This is a genomic window from Acidovorax radicis (genome assembly GCF_020510705.1).
Taxonomy (GTDB): domain Bacteria; phylum Pseudomonadota; class Gammaproteobacteria; order Burkholderiales; family Burkholderiaceae_C; genus Acidovorax; species Acidovorax radicis_A.
In genome coordinates, this window is sequence record NZ_CP075184.1 from 3,588,309 (window position 1) to 3,604,006 (window position 15,698).

At 65.3% G+C, this 15,698-nt stretch carries 18 protein-coding genes; 10 read left to right on the forward strand and 8 right to left on the reverse strand.

Annotated elements, in window-relative coordinates:
- Positions 1-18 precede the first annotated feature (18 nt).
- The gene (locus KI609_RS16415) at positions 19-1,344 is read left to right on the forward strand and encodes an NAD(P)/FAD-dependent oxidoreductase (protein ID WP_226444642.1); all 1,326 of its coding nucleotides are present in this window, start codon (positions 19-21) and stop codon (positions 1,342-1,344) included.
- Between the two features lie 3 nt (positions 1,345-1,347).
- Here KI609_RS16415 and KI609_RS16420 read toward each other — a convergent pair whose 3' ends face one another.
- Positions 1,348-2,085: an ArsR/SmtB family transcription factor gene (locus KI609_RS16420; protein ID WP_226444643.1), complete on the reverse strand. Its 738-nt coding sequence runs from the start codon at positions 2,083-2,085 to the stop codon at positions 1,348-1,350.
- Positions 2,086-2,171: 86 nt separating this feature from the next.
- Here KI609_RS16420 and KI609_RS16425 point away from each other — a divergent pair, with 86 nt between their 5' ends.
- The 3 genes from KI609_RS16425 to KI609_RS16435 are packed head-to-tail and all read left to right on the forward strand — an operon-like array spanning position 2,172 to position 3,184.
- Positions 2,172-2,327 carry a hypothetical protein gene (locus tag KI609_RS16425; RefSeq protein ID WP_413463331.1) on the forward strand — a complete coding sequence of 52 codons (156 nt, stop codon included), beginning with the start codon at positions 2,172-2,174 and terminating at the stop codon, positions 2,325-2,327.
- Between the two features lie 42 nt (positions 2,328-2,369).
- Entirely contained in the window at positions 2,370-2,735 is a 366-nt protein-coding gene (locus KI609_RS16430) for an NIPSNAP family protein (protein WP_226444644.1), read from the forward strand.
- A complete protein-coding gene (locus KI609_RS16435; protein WP_226444645.1) occupies positions 2,732-3,184 on the forward strand; it encodes an antibiotic biosynthesis monooxygenase family protein in 453 nt (150 codons plus the stop codon). The genes KI609_RS16430 and KI609_RS16435 overlap by 4 nt, the downstream gene beginning before the upstream one ends.
- Here the strand turns inward: KI609_RS16435 and KI609_RS16440 are convergent.
- Entirely contained in the window at positions 3,130-6,417 is a 3,288-nt protein-coding gene (locus tag KI609_RS16440) for an EAL domain-containing protein (protein ID WP_226444646.1), read from the reverse strand. The two genes, KI609_RS16435 and KI609_RS16440, sit on opposite strands and share 55 nt — an antisense overlap.
- A gap of 310 nt (positions 6,418-6,727) precedes the next feature.
- Here KI609_RS16440 and rpsU point away from each other — a divergent pair, with 310 nt between their 5' ends.
- Both rpsU and KI609_RS16450 read left to right on the forward strand, forming a co-directional pair.
- The gene (gene rpsU, locus KI609_RS16445; RefSeq protein WP_005799779.1) at positions 6,728-6,940 is read left to right on the forward strand and encodes a 30S ribosomal protein S21; all 213 of its coding nucleotides are present in this window, start codon (positions 6,728-6,730) and stop codon (positions 6,938-6,940) included.
- Between the two features lie 215 nt (positions 6,941-7,155).
- Positions 7,156-7,602: a GatB/YqeY domain-containing protein gene (locus KI609_RS16450; RefSeq protein WP_142144474.1), complete on the forward strand. Its 447-nt coding sequence runs from the start codon at positions 7,156-7,158 to the stop codon at positions 7,600-7,602.
- 122 nt (positions 7,603-7,724) lie between these two features.
- Here the strand turns inward: KI609_RS16450 and KI609_RS16455 are convergent, their stop codons facing one another.
- The gene (locus KI609_RS16455; protein ID WP_226444647.1) at positions 7,725-8,672 is read right to left on the reverse strand and encodes a LysR substrate-binding domain-containing protein; all 948 of its coding nucleotides are present in this window, start codon (positions 8,670-8,672) and stop codon (positions 7,725-7,727) included.
- Positions 8,673-8,793: 121 nt separating this feature from the next.
- On the opposite strand from KI609_RS16455, the gene KI609_RS16460 reads away from it, so the two are divergent.
- Entirely contained in the window at positions 8,794-9,897 is a 1,104-nt protein-coding gene (locus KI609_RS16460; protein WP_226444648.1) for a tartrate dehydrogenase, read from the forward strand.
- 95 nt (positions 9,898-9,992) lie between these two features.
- On the opposite strand, the gene KI609_RS16465 is transcribed toward KI609_RS16460, so the two are convergent.
- Positions 9,993-10,205 carry a hypothetical protein gene (locus KI609_RS16465; protein ID WP_226444649.1) on the reverse strand — a complete coding sequence of 71 codons (213 nt, stop codon included), beginning with the start codon at positions 10,203-10,205 and terminating at the stop codon, positions 9,993-9,995.
- 72 nt (positions 10,206-10,277) lie between these two features.
- Here KI609_RS16465 and KI609_RS16470 point away from each other — a divergent pair, with 72 nt between their 5' ends.
- On the forward strand, positions 10,278-11,159 hold the full coding sequence (locus KI609_RS16470; RefSeq protein ID WP_226444650.1) for a LysR family transcriptional regulator: 882 nt from the start codon (positions 10,278-10,280) through the stop codon (positions 11,157-11,159).
- Between the two features lie 42 nt (positions 11,160-11,201).
- Here the strand turns inward: KI609_RS16470 and KI609_RS16475 are convergent, their stop codons facing one another.
- The 4 genes from KI609_RS16475 to pmbA form a co-directional block, all read right to left on the reverse strand.
- A complete protein-coding gene (locus KI609_RS16475; protein WP_226444651.1) occupies positions 11,202-11,447 on the reverse strand; it encodes a hypothetical protein in 246 nt (81 codons plus the stop codon).
- Positions 11,444-11,878 carry a VOC family protein gene (locus KI609_RS16480; RefSeq protein ID WP_226444652.1) on the reverse strand — a complete coding sequence of 145 codons (435 nt, stop codon included), beginning with the start codon at positions 11,876-11,878 and terminating at the stop codon, positions 11,444-11,446. Before KI609_RS16480 ends, KI609_RS16475 begins: the two co-directional genes overlap by 4 nt.
- A 2-nt stretch (positions 11,879-11,880) precedes the next feature.
- A complete protein-coding gene (locus KI609_RS16485) occupies positions 11,881-12,384 on the reverse strand; it encodes a helix-turn-helix domain-containing protein (protein ID WP_226444653.1) in 504 nt (167 codons plus the stop codon).
- Positions 12,385-12,863: 479 nt separating this feature from the next.
- On the reverse strand, positions 12,864-14,333 hold the full coding sequence (pmbA, locus tag KI609_RS16490) for a metalloprotease PmbA (RefSeq protein ID WP_226444654.1): 1,470 nt from the start codon (positions 14,331-14,333) through the stop codon (positions 12,864-12,866).
- A gap of 77 nt (positions 14,334-14,410) precedes the next feature.
- Between pmbA and yjgA the strand changes: the two genes are divergently transcribed.
- Together yjgA and mog are read left to right on the forward strand one after the other, a co-directional pair.
- Positions 14,411-15,082 carry a ribosome biogenesis factor YjgA gene (gene yjgA, locus KI609_RS16495; RefSeq protein WP_226444655.1) on the forward strand — a complete coding sequence of 224 codons (672 nt, stop codon included), beginning with the start codon at positions 14,411-14,413 and terminating at the stop codon, positions 15,080-15,082.
- Positions 15,075-15,674: a molybdopterin adenylyltransferase gene (mog, locus tag KI609_RS16500; protein WP_226444656.1), complete on the forward strand. Its 600-nt coding sequence runs from the start codon at positions 15,075-15,077 to the stop codon at positions 15,672-15,674. Before yjgA ends, mog begins: the two co-directional genes overlap by 8 nt.
- Positions 15,675-15,698 lie beyond the last annotated feature (24 nt).

Consider the following 15,698-nt stretch of genomic DNA (forward strand, 5'->3'; position numbering starts at 1 on the left):
CTACAATCCGCCGCTCCCATGACCACCCCTTTCTTTGACGCCATCATCATCGGCGCCGGCGCCGCTGGCCTGTTCTGCGCGGGCCAGGCGGGCCAGCGGGGGCTGAAGGTTTTGCTGATCGACCATGCCGACAAGGTGGCGGAGAAGATCCGCATCTCGGGCGGGGGGCGCTGCAACTTCACCAACCGCGACCTCGACCCAGCCGCGCCGCACAAGCACTTCGTGGGGCAAAACCCGCAGTTTTGCCGGTCGGCGCTGTCGCGCTACACGCCTGCCGACTTCATTGCACTGGTGCAAAAGCACGGCATCCCGTTTCACGAAAAGCACAAGGGCCAGCTGTTTGCCGACCGCTCGGCCGAGGACATCATTGCCATGCTGCTGGCCGAATGCGAGGCGGGCGGAGTGACGCGCTGGCAGCCATGCAGCGTCAAGAATGTAGCCTTTTTGGCCTCTAGCGCAGATCCATCAAGCGCAGGTAGCTATCAAATTGATACTGACCGGGGCCCGGTGCAGGCGCACTCGCTGGTGATTGCCACTGGCGGGCTGTCCATTCCCAAGATCGGCGCCACCGACTTTGGCTACCGGTTGGCGCAGCAGTTCAACGTCCCGCTCATCGAGCGCAAGCCGGGTCTGGTGCCGCTGACTTTTGACGGTGCAGGCTGGGCACCGTATGCGCAGCTGGCCGGGCTGGCTTTGCCGGTGCAGATCAGCACGGGGGACCATGAAGGCCCCCACGCTCCACCGCTGCGCGGGTCGCTGCCCCCCGAGGGGGCCGCTTTTTCCTTGGGGCGGCCCGGCGGCAAAAAGAAAAACCGCATGGCCTTTGACGAGGACCTGCTGTTCACCCACCGGGGCCTTTCGGGCCCGGCGGTGTTGCAGATCTCCAGCTACTGGAAAGAGGGCTCGCCCCTGGCCATCAACCTCGCGCCCACGGTCGACCTGCCCGCAGCACTTGCGCAGGGCAAGGCGCGCTCACGCAAGCTCATTGCCAACGAACTGGCCTCGCTGGTGCCCAGCCGCCTGGCCGACACCTGGGCGCAGCAAAGCGCCGACTGGCAGCGCCCCATCGCCGAAGCGTCAGACAAGGCGCTGGCGCGGCTGGCCGAGCAACTGGCGCGCTGGGAGCTGACACCCACCGGCACCGAAGGCTACAAAAAGGCCGAGGTCACGCTCGGCGGTGTGGACACACGCGCCCTGTCGCAGCAGACCATGGAATGCAAGATGCAGCCCGGCCTGTACTTCATTGGTGAGGTGGTGGATGTGACGGGTTGGCTGGGCGGCTACAACTTCCAGTGGGCCTGGGCCAGCGCGTTTGCCTGCGCGCAGGCGTTGCCCACGCACTGACGCTCAGTCGCCCACCACGTCGCGCCAACGCGTGTGGCCGAGCCCATCGCGCAGCGCCACGGCGCCGCGCGGTGTGATCGCCAGCGCACGCGTGCCCTCGCCGCGCAACAGCCAGCCGCTGTCAAGACAGTGGTTGCAAATCAGCGCGCCCAGGCGTCCCGCCAGGTGCATGCGCCGCTCGCTCCAGTCCAGGCATGGGCGGCAATGCGGGCGCCGCCCTGCGCCAGCCGCAGGCATCGCGTCTAGCTCGATGCCGAGGTGCCGCAACACGCTCGCAGCGCAGTCCGTCACATAACCGGCCGCAGCGTCGCCTTCGCCCTCGAACACCACGGCGCCCTCATCCAGCAGGTGTCCCGTGATGGCGACGCCAATGCGCCCTGCCAGGTGGTCGTAGCACGTGCGAGCGGCACGCAGGGCCGCATTGCGCGGGCCCACCACCACCCGGCGCAGCGCGGACGACGGCTCCGGCGAAACAGCCAGTTGCATCAACCCTTCCAGCACGCGCGCCACTTCGGGCGAGGCCAAGCGGTGATAGCGGTGCCGCCCCTGCCGCTCCACCTTCAGCAGCGAAGCCTCTACCAGCAGCCCCAGATGGCGACTGGCCGTAGCCGGCGTGATGTGCGCCGCATCGGCCAGCTCGCGTGCGGTGAGGGCACGGCCATCCATCAACGCCATCAGCATGGCTGTGCGGGCAGGCTCGCCCACCAGGGCGGCCACGTGCGCGATGCGGTTGGTGTTCATGGCTTGCAGTGTGCTGCAAAAGCGGGCGGCGACGATTCGCTCCACAGCGAAGCATTGCGGCCATGCGGCGGGGCACGATCACCGCCATGTCCACCCCATCGATTCCCATGCCAGCCCGCGCCTTCCACGGCACTGCCGTGGTCCGTGCCGCCTTTCTGATCGCCCTCTTCGGTTGGGGCACGGGGGTTTATGGCCCGCCTGTTTTTTCTGCAGGCGGTGGTCTCGCGCACAGGCTGGCCTGAGCGCTTGTTTTCCTCCACCCTCGCTCCCAGGGAGCTCTCCACATGACCATCACCTGCTTCATCCGTTACGAAATCGACCCCTTCCAGCTCGATGCATTTCGCACCTATGCCGAAAATTGGGGGCGCATCATCCCGCGCTGCGGGGGGCATCTGGTGGGCTACTTTCTGCCCTCCGAGGGCTCCAACTACGAGGCCTGGGGCCTGATTGCCTTTGACAGCCTGGCCGCCTACGAGGCCTATAGGCAGCGCCTGCGCGCCGATGCCCAGGGCCGCGCCAACTTTGAAAGCGCCCAGCGCCAGCGCTTCATCCTGCGCGAGGAGCGCAGATTTACCGAGGTGGTGGCCGGCACGTTCGAACGTGCGGCACTGCCGCCGCCAGAGCGCTGCGCATCGGAACCCCAACCATGATCGCCGTGATCTTCGAGGTGCTGCCCAGCGCCGACGGCCGGCAGGCCTATCTGGACACCGCCGCCGCGCTGCGGGCCGAGTTGGATGCGATGGACGGGTTCATCAGCATCGAGCGCTATGAGAGCCTGGCCCAGCCAGGCAAACTGCTGTCGCTTTCGTTTTGGCGCGACGAGGCGGCCGTGACGCAATGGCGCGAGCATGGCAGCCATCGCCACGCCCAAGCCGCAGGGCGCGCGGGCGTGTTTGCCGACTACCGCCTGCGTGTGGCCCAGGTGCTGCGCGACTATGGCCTGCACCAGCGCACACAGGCGCCCGCCGACTCGCGGGTGGCCCATGAAACATGCTCACCCGCCGTGGATATGAACATGGCCACGGACATGGGCACGGACACCGTTTACGGCGTGCACACCGTGCCCTCCTCCATCACCATGGGCCCCAACCGCTGCTGAGCATGGCTTCGTGCCCATTCTTCAAGCGCGGGCACCGGCAGGGGCCGGCTGAAGTGATAACCCTGCAACTCCTCGCAATCGAGTGCGCCCAGCACCTGGGCCGTGGCCTGGTCTTCCACCCCTTCGGCCACGATCTTGAGCCCCAGCGTGTGGCCCAAGGCAATGATGGCGCGTGTGATGGCCATGTCGGCGGGGTTGCGGAGCATGTCGCGCACAAACGATTTGTCCACCTTGAGCCGGTCAATGTCAAAACGTTTGAGGTACGCCAGGCTCGAATACCCGGTGCCGAAATCGTCGATGGACAGCTGCACGCCCAGCGCCTTGAGGGCCGCCAGTTGCTGTTCGGCGGCATGGGCGTTGTCCATGAGCTGCGACTCGGTGATCTCCAGCTCCAGCCGGTCGGCAGGCATGCCCGTGCGGCCCAGCAGCGCCTTGATGTCGCCGATCAACTCCGGGTCGGACAGTTGGGCCGCCGACAGGTTGACGGAGATGGACACGTCGGCCAGCGGGTGCGCCGCTGTGGCGCCCGCAACGCCTGCCGATGTGGGTTGCCAGCGCGCCCACTGCTCACACGCCTGCTGCAGCACCCAGTTGCCGATGGCGCGGATCATGCCGGTCTCTTCGGCAATGGGAATGAACTCGCTGGGCGGGATGGCGCCCAGCGCCGGGCTGTTCCAGCGCAGCAGCGCTTCCACGCCGAGCAGTAGCGCCCCCTGGGCGCTCAGACGCGGCTGGTAGTGCAGGCTCAATTCCTGGCGCTCCAGGGCGCGGCGCAGCTGCTGCTCCATGGTCTGGCGCGCCACGGCACGCTGGTCGGTTTCCACCGAGTAAAACAGCGCCATGTCGCGCCCCGTGGTCTTGGCCTCGTACATGGCGGCGTCAGCGCGGCGCATGAGCTCGTCGATGTCGTTGCCGTCCTCGGGGTACACGGCAATGCCCACGCTGCAGGACACGTTGAGCTCATGCCCTTCCACCGGGTGGCTTTGGCGGATGAGCGGGATCAGGCGCCGCTCCACCAGTTGCTGCACGTCCTCGCGCCCGGCCACGTCGCGCATCACCACCACAAACTCGTCGCCGCCCAGGCGGCTCACGGTGTCACGGCTGCGCACGGCCTGCGTGAGGCGCCCGGCCACCGAGCGCAGCAGGCCGTCGCCAATATGGTGGCCCAAGGTGTCGTTGATGGACTTGAACCGGTCCAGGTCGATGAACAGCACGGCCACCTTCTCGCCCGTAACGGGCGCCTGGGCCAGGGCCGTCTGCAGGCGCTGCACGCACAGCGAGCGGTTGGGCAGCTCGGTGAGCACATCATGGTGGGCCAGAAACTGGATGCGTTCCTCGCTGCGTTTGCGATCGGTGATGTCGATGGCGATGCCGATATGGTTGGCCACTTCGCCGCCTTTGCCCTCGCGCACCGCCGACACCATGAGCCAGGCCGGGTATGTCTCGCCCGACCGTTTGCGAAACCGCACCTCGCCTTGCCAGGATTCCTTGTCCAACATGGTGCGCCGGATCTGGGCCGACAGCGCCTCGCTGTCCGAGTCTTCGAGCAAAAAACCCAGGCTTTCACCAATGACCTCGTAAAAGTCGTAATGCGTGCTGCGGCAGAACGCATGGTTCACGCTGATGATCTGCTGCTCGGCGTTCATGATGATGATGCCCTCAGACGAGGCCTCGAACACCTTCGCCCACAGCTCCAGGCGCTGCTCCATCACCTTGAGCACGTTGATCGGCGTGAACGCCGTGAGCACCGCGTCGCGCCCCTGAAACTGCAATCGCCGCGCCGACAGCACCGCCCACGAAGGCTCCAGCCCACCTTTCCAGCGCACCTCGAACTCATCCACCGAGCCATGGTCGGCCAGGCGCTGAAAAAAGCGGGCCCGCACACCGGGCTCCAACCCCTGCGCCCAGGGGTCGGTCTTGCGCTCGCCCAGCCACCGGGCTGCGGGCGCGTTGGAATGCAAGACGTCGTGCGCCGGGATGGAGGTGACCACCATCGGAATGGGAAAGGCTTCCACCAGTTCGCGCTGCGCCTCGGCCGCACGGGCACTGGCGGCCATCTCCTGTTGCAGCAATCGCTCGCGGTCAAGCTGCGCCAGCATTTCATTGAAGGCGCTCACCAGCCGGCCGATCTCGTCACCGCTGATCCAATGCGCGCGCAGGCTATGGTCGCCACTGCGGCGTACCTCATCGGCCACGCGCGCCAGTTGCTGCAGCGGCTTGGCGATCTGGCGGGCCACCAACGTCACCAGGCTCAGAATGCAGCCCAGCAATACCAGCGCCGTGCCAAGATGCAGCCACATGCGTGCAAACAGGCTGTCCACGCGCTGTTGCAAAAGGCGCTCAAGATCGACCAAGCCCACGCCCCAGGCGTCGCGCAGCGCACTCAGCACCTGCGCTTGCTGCACCGCCAATTGCGCCTGCGTGAGGCGCGACTCTCCGGCCGCAATGCCCTGCAGCAGGGCCTGAAACCCCTCCAGTGATGCCTTGAGCCCCTGTCGCTGGTGGGTCAGCGTGGCGCGCATTTCGGGCGTGCCCGCGATGAATGCCTGGTTGTAGTCCGATTCGATGCTGAGCGCCACGGCATCCAGACGGCCCACCAGCGTCAGCAATTCGGACGACCATTGCGGGCCATGATGGCCCGACGATGCGGCGCCGAGAAATACCACCGTGTCGTGCACCGCCTGCAAAAGTTCGGGAAAACGCAAAACCACCAGCGACATCGCGTAGTAGCTGTCCAGGTCAGGGTCGAGGATGAGGTTGGACTGATTGCCCACGGTGGTGAGTAGCTCACGGCCCTGGCTGAGCAACTGGCTGCGCATGCTGGTGACCGAGGGCGCGCTGAACGGCGCGGCCACGGCCGCGCCGCCGGCTGCATCGCGCGTGGCGCTGGTCAGCTGCTCCAGTGCGACATCAAAACGCTGGCCCACCGCTTCCGTGCGCAGCTCGTCGTCATGGATCTGCCGCACCACCGCCAGGCGCACCCGCATTTGAGCCACCGCCGCAGCATCGGGGGCAGGCTCCAGAAACTGCTCCATGAGGCTGTCGCGCACGACCGCCGCATAGGTGGTGCCCACGATTTCCTTGCGTGTGAAATCGATGGCCTGGTATTTCTCGTGGATCAGGATGCTGGAGACGTAAATGACCGCCGTCAGGTCCAGCAGATAGATGAGCATGAGCTTGCGGCCCACACTGAGGCGGCCCAACCAACCCGATACGCGCTGCATGAATGCCATGGTTTTGCGGCAAGGGCGGGCCCTGGCGAATGGCCGGGCCTGCCCACCGGTGAATGTGAGTGTTACAACGTGAAGCAACTTCCACGCCATCCAGCACTTGTGCGCCCCGGGCACCTCTTCGACGCCACTGCGGTGGGCCGATTGACAGGCATTTGCGCTATGGGTCGCCATAAAGGCTATAATCTCCGGCTTTGCTGGCAATGCCCCGTCGGCCAAATACTAGTTACAGACGGGGAAACCGCTACGTATGGTCTTGAGGCCCGATCTCCCCAAGTCCCTCTGCGAGCAACATTTTGGAAACCATTAGCTAATGACTACGATCCGCGTAAAAGAAAACGAACCCTTTGACGTTGCACTGCGCCGCTTCAAGCGCACCATTGAAAAGCTCGGCCTGCTGACCGACCTGCGTGCCCGTGAGTTCTACGAGAAGCCCACCGCCGAGCGCAAGCGCAAGAAGGCAGCTGCCGTCAAGCGCCACTACAAGCGCGTTCGCAGCATGCAACTGCCCAAGAAGATGTACTGATCCATCTTCGGCCCCGAGCCTTTTCGCTTGGGTCCCAAAACCCGCGCTAGGGACGCCAAGCGCGGGTTTTTGTTTTTTCGGGTCTGCACAAAGCCCCTCTGGCGTCGTTGCAACGCCTTGCCGTAGCAAGGCTACTGTCTGCGGCGCTGACGCCTAGCCAGAGGGGCTTTGTGCAAACCCTCCGTCCCAGTCTGAAACCAAAAAAGGAAGCCGCCATGAGCCTCAAGGACCAGATCACCGAAGACATGAAGACCGCCATGCGCGCCAAGGACAGCGAGCGCCTGGGCACCATCCGCCTGCTGCAGGCCGCGATGAAGCAAAAGGAAGTGGACGAGCGCATCGTGCTGGACGACGCGGCTGTGGTGGCCATCGTGGACAAGCTCATCAAGCAGCGCAAGGACTCCATCACCGCCTTCGAAGGCGCGGGCCGCCAGGACCTGGCCGACAAGGAAAAGGCCGAGATGGCCGTGCTGCAGGCCTACCTGCCCGAGCGCATGTCGGCCGAAGAAACCCTGGCCGCCGTGAAGGCCATCGTGGCCGAACTGGGCGCTGCAGGGCCTGGCGACATGGGCAAGGTGATGGGCGTGGTCAAGACCCGCCTGGCGGGCAAGGCCGACATGGGCCAGGTGTCGGCTGCGGTGAAGGCCGCGCTGGCGGGCTGATCCACCGACGACCAGAACTCGATAACACCCCAGGGTGGGCCGCACTGCGGTTTACGTTGCGGTCAATATCATTTTGATAGCTGCTCGCGCTTGCCAGATAAGCGCTGGCGGCTATTTTTGCTTCAAACCACGCCGTTTTCACTGGCGCCGTCATTTCCCGCCGCCTGCGCCATCCACCCGGCGCGGAAATGCGCCTGCAGAAACTCCACGCACACCCGCACCTTGGCCGACCGCTCCAGCCGCGTGGGGTACACCGCCCACACATTGGCCTCTTGCTGCCACTGCGGCAACACCTGCACCAGGCGCCCGGCCTGCAGGTGCGCGCCCACGTCCCATAGCGAGCGCAGCACCACCCCGCGCCCATCGACGGCCCACTGCACGGCCATCTCGCCGTTGTTGGCCGACAGCGGGCCGCGCACCTTGACCGACTCTTCCTGCGCGCCACTGCGCAGGCGCCACACGCCAAACGGGTGGTCGCGCTCCTTGATCACCAGGCAGTCGTGCGCGGCCAGGTCGGCCACCGTGCGTGGCGTGCCCTTGCGCTGCAGGTAAGCGGGCGCCGCGCACAACACGCGGTGGTTATCAGCCAGGCGGCGCGCGATCAGGTGCGGGGCGATCTCGTCGCCCACGCGCACATCCAGGTCAAAGCCTTCGACCGCCACGTCCACCAGCCGGTCGAACACTTCGAGCCGCACCTGCAGCCCCGGATAGCGCCCCACCAGGCGCGACACCGCAGGCGCCACGATCTGGCGGCCAAAACCAAAGCTGCTGCTCACGCGCAGTAGCCCGCGTGGCTCGCTGCGGGTGACCGCCACCTCCTGCATCAGCTGTTCCATATCGTCGAGGATGCGCTGCGCCCAGTGAAAGACGCGCTCGCCCTCCTCCGTCACCGCCACCCGGCGGGTGGTTCGATGCAGCAGCTTGACTTGCAGGTCTTGCTCCAGCAGGCGGATGCGCTTGCTCACATAGGCAGGGGACGTGCCCAGCTCGGTGGCGGCGCCGCCAAAGCTCGCCTTGCGCACGACAGCCGCGAACACGCGCAGGTCATCTGCCGCAGGACTTTTATGCACGATGTGTGAAGGATGAAGCCACAGTTGGTGGATTGTAGTTTTTGATGGCGCTGGAAACAATGCACCCACAACGCAGGCTGCCCCCACAGCAGCCCCCTCCACCCATCCCAAGGACTGCTTCATGACCGCCTCCATCGCCCCCAAAACCTACCGCATCGCCCTCATCGCCGGAGACGGCATCGGCAAGGAGGTGATGCCCGAAGGCCTGCGTGCGGTGCAGGCTGCTGCAGCGCGCTTTGGCATTGCGCTCGAAACCACCACCATCGACTGGGCCAGTTGCGATTACTACGCCGCCCACGGAAAAATGATGCCCGACGACTGGAAGGCGCAACTGTCGGGCATGGACGCTATCTTCTTCGGTGCCGTCGGCTGGCCCGCCACGGTGCCCGACCATGTGTCGCTCTGGGGTTCGCTGCTCAAGTTCCGCCGCGAGTTCGACCAGTACATCAACCTGCGCCCCGTGCGCCTGTTTGAAGGCGTGCCCTGCCCCCTGGCCGGCCGCAACCCTGGCGACATCGACTACTACGTGGTGCGTGAGAACACCGAGGGGGAGTACACGTCGCTGGGCGGCATCATGTACGAGGGCACCGACCGCGAGATCGTCATCCAGGAATCGGTCTACTCCCGCCACGGCGCCCACCGCCTGCTGAAGTTCGCCTTTGACCTGGCCCAAAGCCGCTCCAAAAAGCATGTCACCCTGGCCACCAAGAGCAACGGCATCGCCATCAGCATGCCCTGGTGGGACCAGCGCGCCGACGACGTCGCCAAAAGCTACCCCGAGGTCACACTGGACAAGCAGCACATCGACATCCTCACCGCCCGCTTTGTGCTGCAGCCCGGGCGCTTTGACGTGGTGGCTGCCACCAACCTGTTTGGCGACATCCTCAGCGATCTGGGCCCGGCCACCACCGGCACCATTGGCCTGGCCCCCTCGGCCAACCTCAACCCCGAGCGCCACTTCCCCAGCCTGTTCGAGCCCGTGCACGGCTCGGCGCCCGACATCTACGGCAAGAACACCGCCAACCCGATCGCGATGATCTGGTCGGGGGCGCTGATGCTGGACTTTCTCACCCAGGGCCAGGGCGCAGGCCGCCAAGCACACGATGCCATCGTGAGCGCGATTGAAGAGACACTCAAGAGCGGTCCCCGTACGCCGGACCTGGGCGGCACGGCCAACACCACGCAGGTGGGTGAAGCGATTGCGGCGCTGGTGGCCGGGGAGTGAGCCACACCGCACGACAACTCCTGATTTCATAGCTGCTTGCGCTTGATGGACAAGCGCAAGCGGCCGATTTCGCTTCAAAAGAGGCAACACCATGGTCATCCACCACCGGGCGGCACCTTGAACTCCTCGGTGATGCGCGCTTGCGCACGCGCCAGCGCGTCACCTGCGCGCGCCGCCCATCCCTGCAGCCATGTACCAACGCGCGGCCACCAATTCGCGGGGGCGGCGGGGCCCGGGCGAGCGGCACGGCGTGCCATTGGGGGAGATTTGGGATCGCGGGCGGGGTTGTCTGTAGAGAGCGGGTTCATGACGACGAATGCTCGCCAACGGCTTACCATCTGTAAAGTTGAATTCAATGACGATTCAATTCATAAAACCTGATGCGTAACCTCAACCTCGACCAGCTGCAAACCCTGATCGCCATCGCCGACCTGGGCACCTTCGCTGCCGCCGCCCAGGCACTGCACTTGGCGCCCCCCACGGTGAGCATGCACATCAAGGAACTGGAGTCGCGCCTGGGCGCCGACCTGGTGGTGCGCGGCAGGCGCCAGGCCGACCTGACGCCAGCGGGCGAGGTGCTGGTAAGCGAGGGCCGGCAACTGCTGCTGGCCAGCGACGATCTGGTGGAACGCGTGCGCCGCCGCGCTTCGGGCCGTGAAGGCGTGGTGCGGGTAGGTGTATCGGCCGGGGTCAGCACCCACCTGCTGCCGCGCGTGCTGGAGGCACTGGCGGCACGCAGCCCGGGCGTGGAGATCCGGCTGGAGGCCGTGGGTTCGGCCGAATCCATGCAGCGACTGAAGACCGGCACGCTGGACATCGCCATCGTCGCCAGCCCCCAGCCCCCACTGGCCGAGGTGCGGCAAGCCCCTTGGCGTAACGACCCCATGGTGGCCCTGCTACCCGCAGACTGGGATGCACCAGAGTTTGTGACGCCCGATTGGCTGGCCCAGCGCCGCTGGGCTTCGTTCGCCCCCGCCACACAGATGCACGGCCTGATCGCCAACTGGTTCGGCCAGGCAGGGCACCACCCGCGCCCGTTCCTGGCACTGAGCTACCCCGGCGCACTCAAAAACCTGGCCCTGGCCAGCCAGTGCGCCGCCTTGCTTCCGCTGGAGGAGGTCGCCGACCAGCAAGGCACCGCCCGCGCGCAGATCCGCCACCTACAGCCGCCGCTCATGCGGCCCATGGCGGTGGCGCACCGCCACCAGGCATCCCCCGCCGTTCAGAGCGTGCTGGGGCTGCTGGCGGAGTTTGCAGACTAACCGCAGGAAAGACGCACCAGGACAGGCGCGCGGGCCACGATGTCACGCGGGAGGCGCCTTGCGCGCCTGCCCACGGCCTGGCTTGCTGCCCGCTTGCCAGTACGGCTGGGCCAACAGGTACAGCCCCGTGAGCAGCAGCAAGGCCAGCGGCGGCAGCAGCGGCGCATATGTCAACCACGCAGGGGGTTCGCCTACGCCCGTCCTGGCGGCAAAATTGGCGATCACCGTCAGCGTGAACGCCACAGACACCCACCGGTGAAACCGGTGAACGCCATGGCCGCCGGTCACCGGGCATCTCCCGCTGCCTGGATCATCTTCCAGCCGTTGCCCGCAGGGTCACGAAACCCCGCATCCACGCTGCCGTATCGGTCCACTGGCTCCTGGGTGAACTCCACCCCCTTGTCACGCAACTGTGCATACGCGGCCCGGCAATCAGGCACATGCAGCACCAGCGGTGGCATGGCACCTTTGGCCACCATGGCGCGCAGGGTCTGCGCGGTGGCCTCGTCGTGTATCGGAGGTCCAGGGGTGAACAAACCGAGCTGAAACGCTGGCTGCTGCGGGTGTTGCACCGTGAGCCACCGGTAGGCACCGTTGCGCACGTCGGTGTGCACCCGAAATCCCAGTTTGCCGACATAAAAGGCCAGCGCCTCATCCTGGTCATCCACATACAAACCCACCACTCCAACGCCACCCCCGCCCGCACCTTGGTTCGTCATCACTACTCCTTGGTTGTTGATGGCTGGTTTGTACCTGTTGCTGCGGTACGGCGCTTCTCCGAAACTGCGGTGGTCAGGTCCGGGCGCTGCGCGGCTTTCAGGTAACAGGCGGGCACCCTGTCGAGCGATGAGGTGTCGGATAGGGCATCCTGGCGCACGGCACTGGGGCTGCGCCCAGTGATGTCTTTGAAGGTGCGACCAAAGGTGCCCAGGCTCTCCCAGCCGGTGACAAATGCAATCTCAGTGATGGGGAGGTTGGTATCGCGCAGCAGCGTGGTGGCCTGCTCAATGCGCCGAGTCAGCAAATAGCGGTGCGGCGGAATGCCGAAAGCCTGGCGGAATAACCGTGCGAAATGCGCCGAAGAAACACCACTCACCTGCGCCAGGCGCTGCACCGACCAAGCCTCGTGCGACGCAGCATCCATGCGGTCTTTGGCACGCAGGAGACGGCGCAGCAGCCCAGGGTCTGGCTGAGCGTCCGCTGCAAGGGATGAAGGGGTGGGCATGGGCGCGTGCTTGGCGTCAAAGGGTATGGCGACAAATCATCGGTCTGCTGGAGCAGGAACGGGCCAAGCAAGCATATCTTCTTCAACTGCGCAGGCGGGTGCGCCCCGCAACAGCCATCGCTGTCACCGCCCGCAAGCACTCCAGCAACAACCCCGTCGTCGGCGTCACCCGCTACCCGCGCAGCGTGATCAGGCCCACGGGCGGCAAATCCACCGGTACAGCTCCGCTTGAGCACAACCACCACGCCCCGCTGCGCAAAATGAGCGGCCACGCTGCGTGCCGTGAAATGCATGGTGTTGCACCCCAATGATTTCAAAAAAATCGAGCGCTAACGACCATCCATAAATCGTTAGCAGCTATCAAAAAGTGAGTAAACAGCGAGAATAGCCTGATCGGCATTCCGCAAGGCAACGCACAAAACAAAAAGGCTCCTGGAACCCAGGAGCCTTTTTGCATGGGGCGATGCAGCCAGCCGAAATCAGCTGCCCGCCACCTTCATTCGATTGATCAGGATGGAACCCACCGTCTTGGCACCATAGTTGTAGGCATCGGCGCCCACGGCCTCGATGCCCTTGAGCATGGTTTTCATGTTGCCGGCGATAGTGATCTCGTGCACGGGGAAGGCAATGCGGCCGTTTTCTACCCAAAAACCACTGGCGCCACGCGAGTAGTCGCCAGTCACGTAGTTGGTTCCCTGGCCCATCAACTCGGTCACAAACAAGCCCGTGCCCAGCTTCTTCAGCATGGCGTCCAGATCGTCGCTGGCCTGCGTCAGGCGCGATGTCATGGTCAGGTTGTGCGAGCCGCCCGCATTGCCCGTGGTTTTCATGCCCAGCTTGCGGGCCGAGTAGCTGCTGAGGAAGTAGCCCTGCACCCGCCCGCCCTGCACCACCTTGCGCGGAGCCACCCGCACGCCTTCTTCATCAAACGGCGAACTGCCCTTGCCACGCAGCAAAAACGGATCCTCCAGGATGTCGATGTGTTTGGGGAACACCATCTTGCCCAGCGAGTCGAGCAGGAAGCTGCTTTTGCGATAAAGCGCCCCGCCGCTCACAGCCTGCACAAAGCTGCCCAGCAGGCCGGCAGCCAGCGTGGACTCGAACAGCACCGGGCATTGGGTGGTGGGGATCTTGCGGCTGCCCAGGCGGCTCAGGGCGCGCTGCGCGGCATAGCGGCCCACCGCCTCGGGCGATGCCAGCTCAGCCGCGTCGCGCATCGAGCTATACCAGGCATCGCGCTGCATTTCTGCATTCTTGCCGGGCAACGACGCAATCGGCGAGACCGAAAAGCTGTGGCGCGAGCTGGCATAACCGCCGCGAAAGCCGCGCGTGTGGGCGCTGAAAAAATGGCTTTGCTGGGCCGACACGCCCGCGCCTTCGCTGTTGGTAATGCGGCGGCTGGTTTTGAGGGCAGCGGCTTCGCAGGCCATGGCCAGGCGGGCGGCGGCCTCGCTGTCGATCGACCACGGATGGAACAGGTCGAGGTCGCGGTGGGTGCTGGCGGGCGCGATATCGTCGGCATCGGGCAGGCCCGCCATGGGGTCTTCGGCGGTGAAACGGGCAATGTCGTAGGCCGCCTGCACGGTCTGCTCGATGGCTTTGGTCGAAAAATCAGAGGTGCTGGCGTTGCCACGGCGATGACCGATATACACCGTGACACCCAGCGACTTGTCGCGGTTGCGCTCCACGTTTTCCAGCTCGCCCTTGCGCACGCTGACCGACAGGCCACAGCCTTCGGAGGCCTCGGCGCCAGCGTCGGTGGCACCCAGCTTTTTAGCGTGCGCCAGCGCGCGGTCCACCAGCTCTTCAAAAAATGGCCGGCTGTAGCTGAAGCCACTGTCGGGGGTGGAGGAAGCGGCAGAGGCCTGCGTGGGCGCCGGCGCGCGTCGAGCGTGGGGTGCGCTGGGGGCGCGGACAGCCTTGGGGGCGCGTGGGGAGGGTGTGTTCATAGCGGCAGCTATGATACTTGCCGCTGTGGCACCGCCCTGTTGCCGTCTTCTGTGCCCCTAATTTTTGTCCCCCACCCATGTCACGCAAACCCAAAAAAGGCTACTTTGTGCGAGGCCAGTTCGTTGCCGAAGGCAGCGAAATGGACCTTCAGCTCAAAGCCGAACTCAAAGGCACGCCCGATGCCAGCCGCACGGATCTCAAACGCGAAAGCGACGAACTGCAAGACCTGGGCAAGGACCTGCTGGGCCTGCGCCCGGATCTGTTCGACGCAGTGGGCCTGCCCGACAAGCTGGTGGATGCCATCGCCGAGGCCAAACGCATCACCAACTTCGAGGGCAAGCGCCGCCAGATGCAATACGTGGGCAAACTCATGCGCAAGCTGGAGCCCGCGCTCGTGCTGGCCGCTCGCCAGGCCCTGGAAGAACAACACAAAGGATCAGCCACCGAGAAGCTGCAACTGCACCTGGCCGAACAGTGGCGTGACCGCCTGATTGCCGACGACAACGCGCTGGCACCGTGGATGGCGGAACACCCCGACACCGATACGCAGCAACTGCGTGCCCTGGTCCGCCAGGCCCGCAAGGATGCGCAGCCTGCGGGCAAAGAAGCCAATGTCCAGGTCTCGCAAGGCCTGGCGCCCCGCAAGGGCCGTGCGTACCGCGAGCTGTTCCAGCTGGTGCGCGAGCACCTGGGCGGCACCGGCACGGCAGACGCAAGCGACACAGACGAGGACAACGACGATGAGTGAAACCCTCCACGACGCCGTCAAGATCGGCATCGTCTCCATCAGCGACCGTGCCAGCAGCGGCGTGTATGAAGACAAGGGCTTGCCAGCCTTGCAGGACTGGCTCACGCGTGCGCTGCACAACCCCATCACCTTCGAGTCGCGCCTGATCCCCGACGAGCAGGATGGCATCAGCGCCACGTTGATCGAACTGGTCAACGCGGGCTGCAGCCTGGTGTTGACGACTGGCGGCACCGGCCCCGCCCTGCGCGACGTGACGCCCGAGGCCACACTGGCTGTGGCACACAAGGAGATGCCAGGCTTTGGCGAGCAGATGCGCCAGATCAGCCTGAAGTTCGTGCCCACCGCGATCCTGTCGCGCCAGGTGGCGGTGGTCCGTGACCAGAGCCTCATCATCAACCTGCCCGGTCAGCCGAAGGCCATTGCCGAGACGCTGGAAGGCTTGAAGGATGCGGAGAGCAAACAGCTTGTGCCGGGCATCTTTGCGGCTGTACCGTACTGCATCGACTTGATTGGCGGGCCGTACCTGGAAACGCACGACGACGTGTGCAAGGCGTTCCGGCCCAAAAATGCCGTGCGGACTGCCCAGCAGTAGCACCCCGTTTCCATGCCCCTGGGC

Coding starts and splice junctions, on each gene's coding strand:
- KI609_RS16415 (WP_226444642.1), top strand. CDS start 19: ATGACCACCCCTTTCTTTGACGCCATCATCATCGGCGCCGGCGCCGCT.
- KI609_RS16420 (WP_226444643.1), bottom strand. CDS start 2,085: ATGAACACCAACCGCATCGCGCACGTGGCCGCCCTGGTGGGCGAGCCT.
- KI609_RS16425 (WP_413463331.1), top strand. CDS start 2,172: ATGTCCACCCCATCGATTCCCATGCCAGCCCGCGCCTTCCACGGCACT.
- KI609_RS16430 (WP_226444644.1), top strand. CDS start 2,370: ATGACCATCACCTGCTTCATCCGTTACGAAATCGACCCCTTCCAGCTC.
- KI609_RS16435 (WP_226444645.1), top strand. CDS start 2,732: ATGATCGCCGTGATCTTCGAGGTGCTGCCCAGCGCCGACGGCCGGCAG.
- KI609_RS16440 (WP_226444646.1), bottom strand. CDS start 6,417: ATGGCATTCATGCAGCGCGTATCGGGTTGGTTGGGCCGCCTCAGTGTG.
- rpsU (WP_005799779.1), top strand. CDS start 6,728: ATGACTACGATCCGCGTAAAAGAAAACGAACCCTTTGACGTTGCACTG.
- KI609_RS16450 (WP_142144474.1), top strand. CDS start 7,156: ATGAGCCTCAAGGACCAGATCACCGAAGACATGAAGACCGCCATGCGC.
- KI609_RS16460 (WP_226444648.1), top strand. CDS start 8,794: ATGACCGCCTCCATCGCCCCCAAAACCTACCGCATCGCCCTCATCGCC.
- KI609_RS16465 (WP_226444649.1), bottom strand. CDS start 10,205: ATGAACCCGCTCTCTACAGACAACCCCGCCCGCGATCCCAAATCTCCC.
- KI609_RS16470 (WP_226444650.1), top strand. CDS start 10,278: ATGCGTAACCTCAACCTCGACCAGCTGCAAACCCTGATCGCCATCGCC.
- KI609_RS16480 (WP_226444652.1), bottom strand. CDS start 11,878: ATGACGAACCAAGGTGCGGGCGGGGGTGGCGTTGGAGTGGTGGGTTTG.
- KI609_RS16485 (WP_226444653.1), bottom strand. CDS start 12,384: ATGCCCACCCCTTCATCCCTTGCAGCGGACGCTCAGCCAGACCCTGGG.
- pmbA (WP_226444654.1), bottom strand. CDS start 14,333: ATGAACACACCCTCCCCACGCGCCCCCAAGGCTGTCCGCGCCCCCAGC.
- yjgA (WP_226444655.1), top strand. CDS start 14,411: ATGTCACGCAAACCCAAAAAAGGCTACTTTGTGCGAGGCCAGTTCGTT.
- mog (WP_226444656.1), top strand. CDS start 15,075: ATGAGTGAAACCCTCCACGACGCCGTCAAGATCGGCATCGTCTCCATC.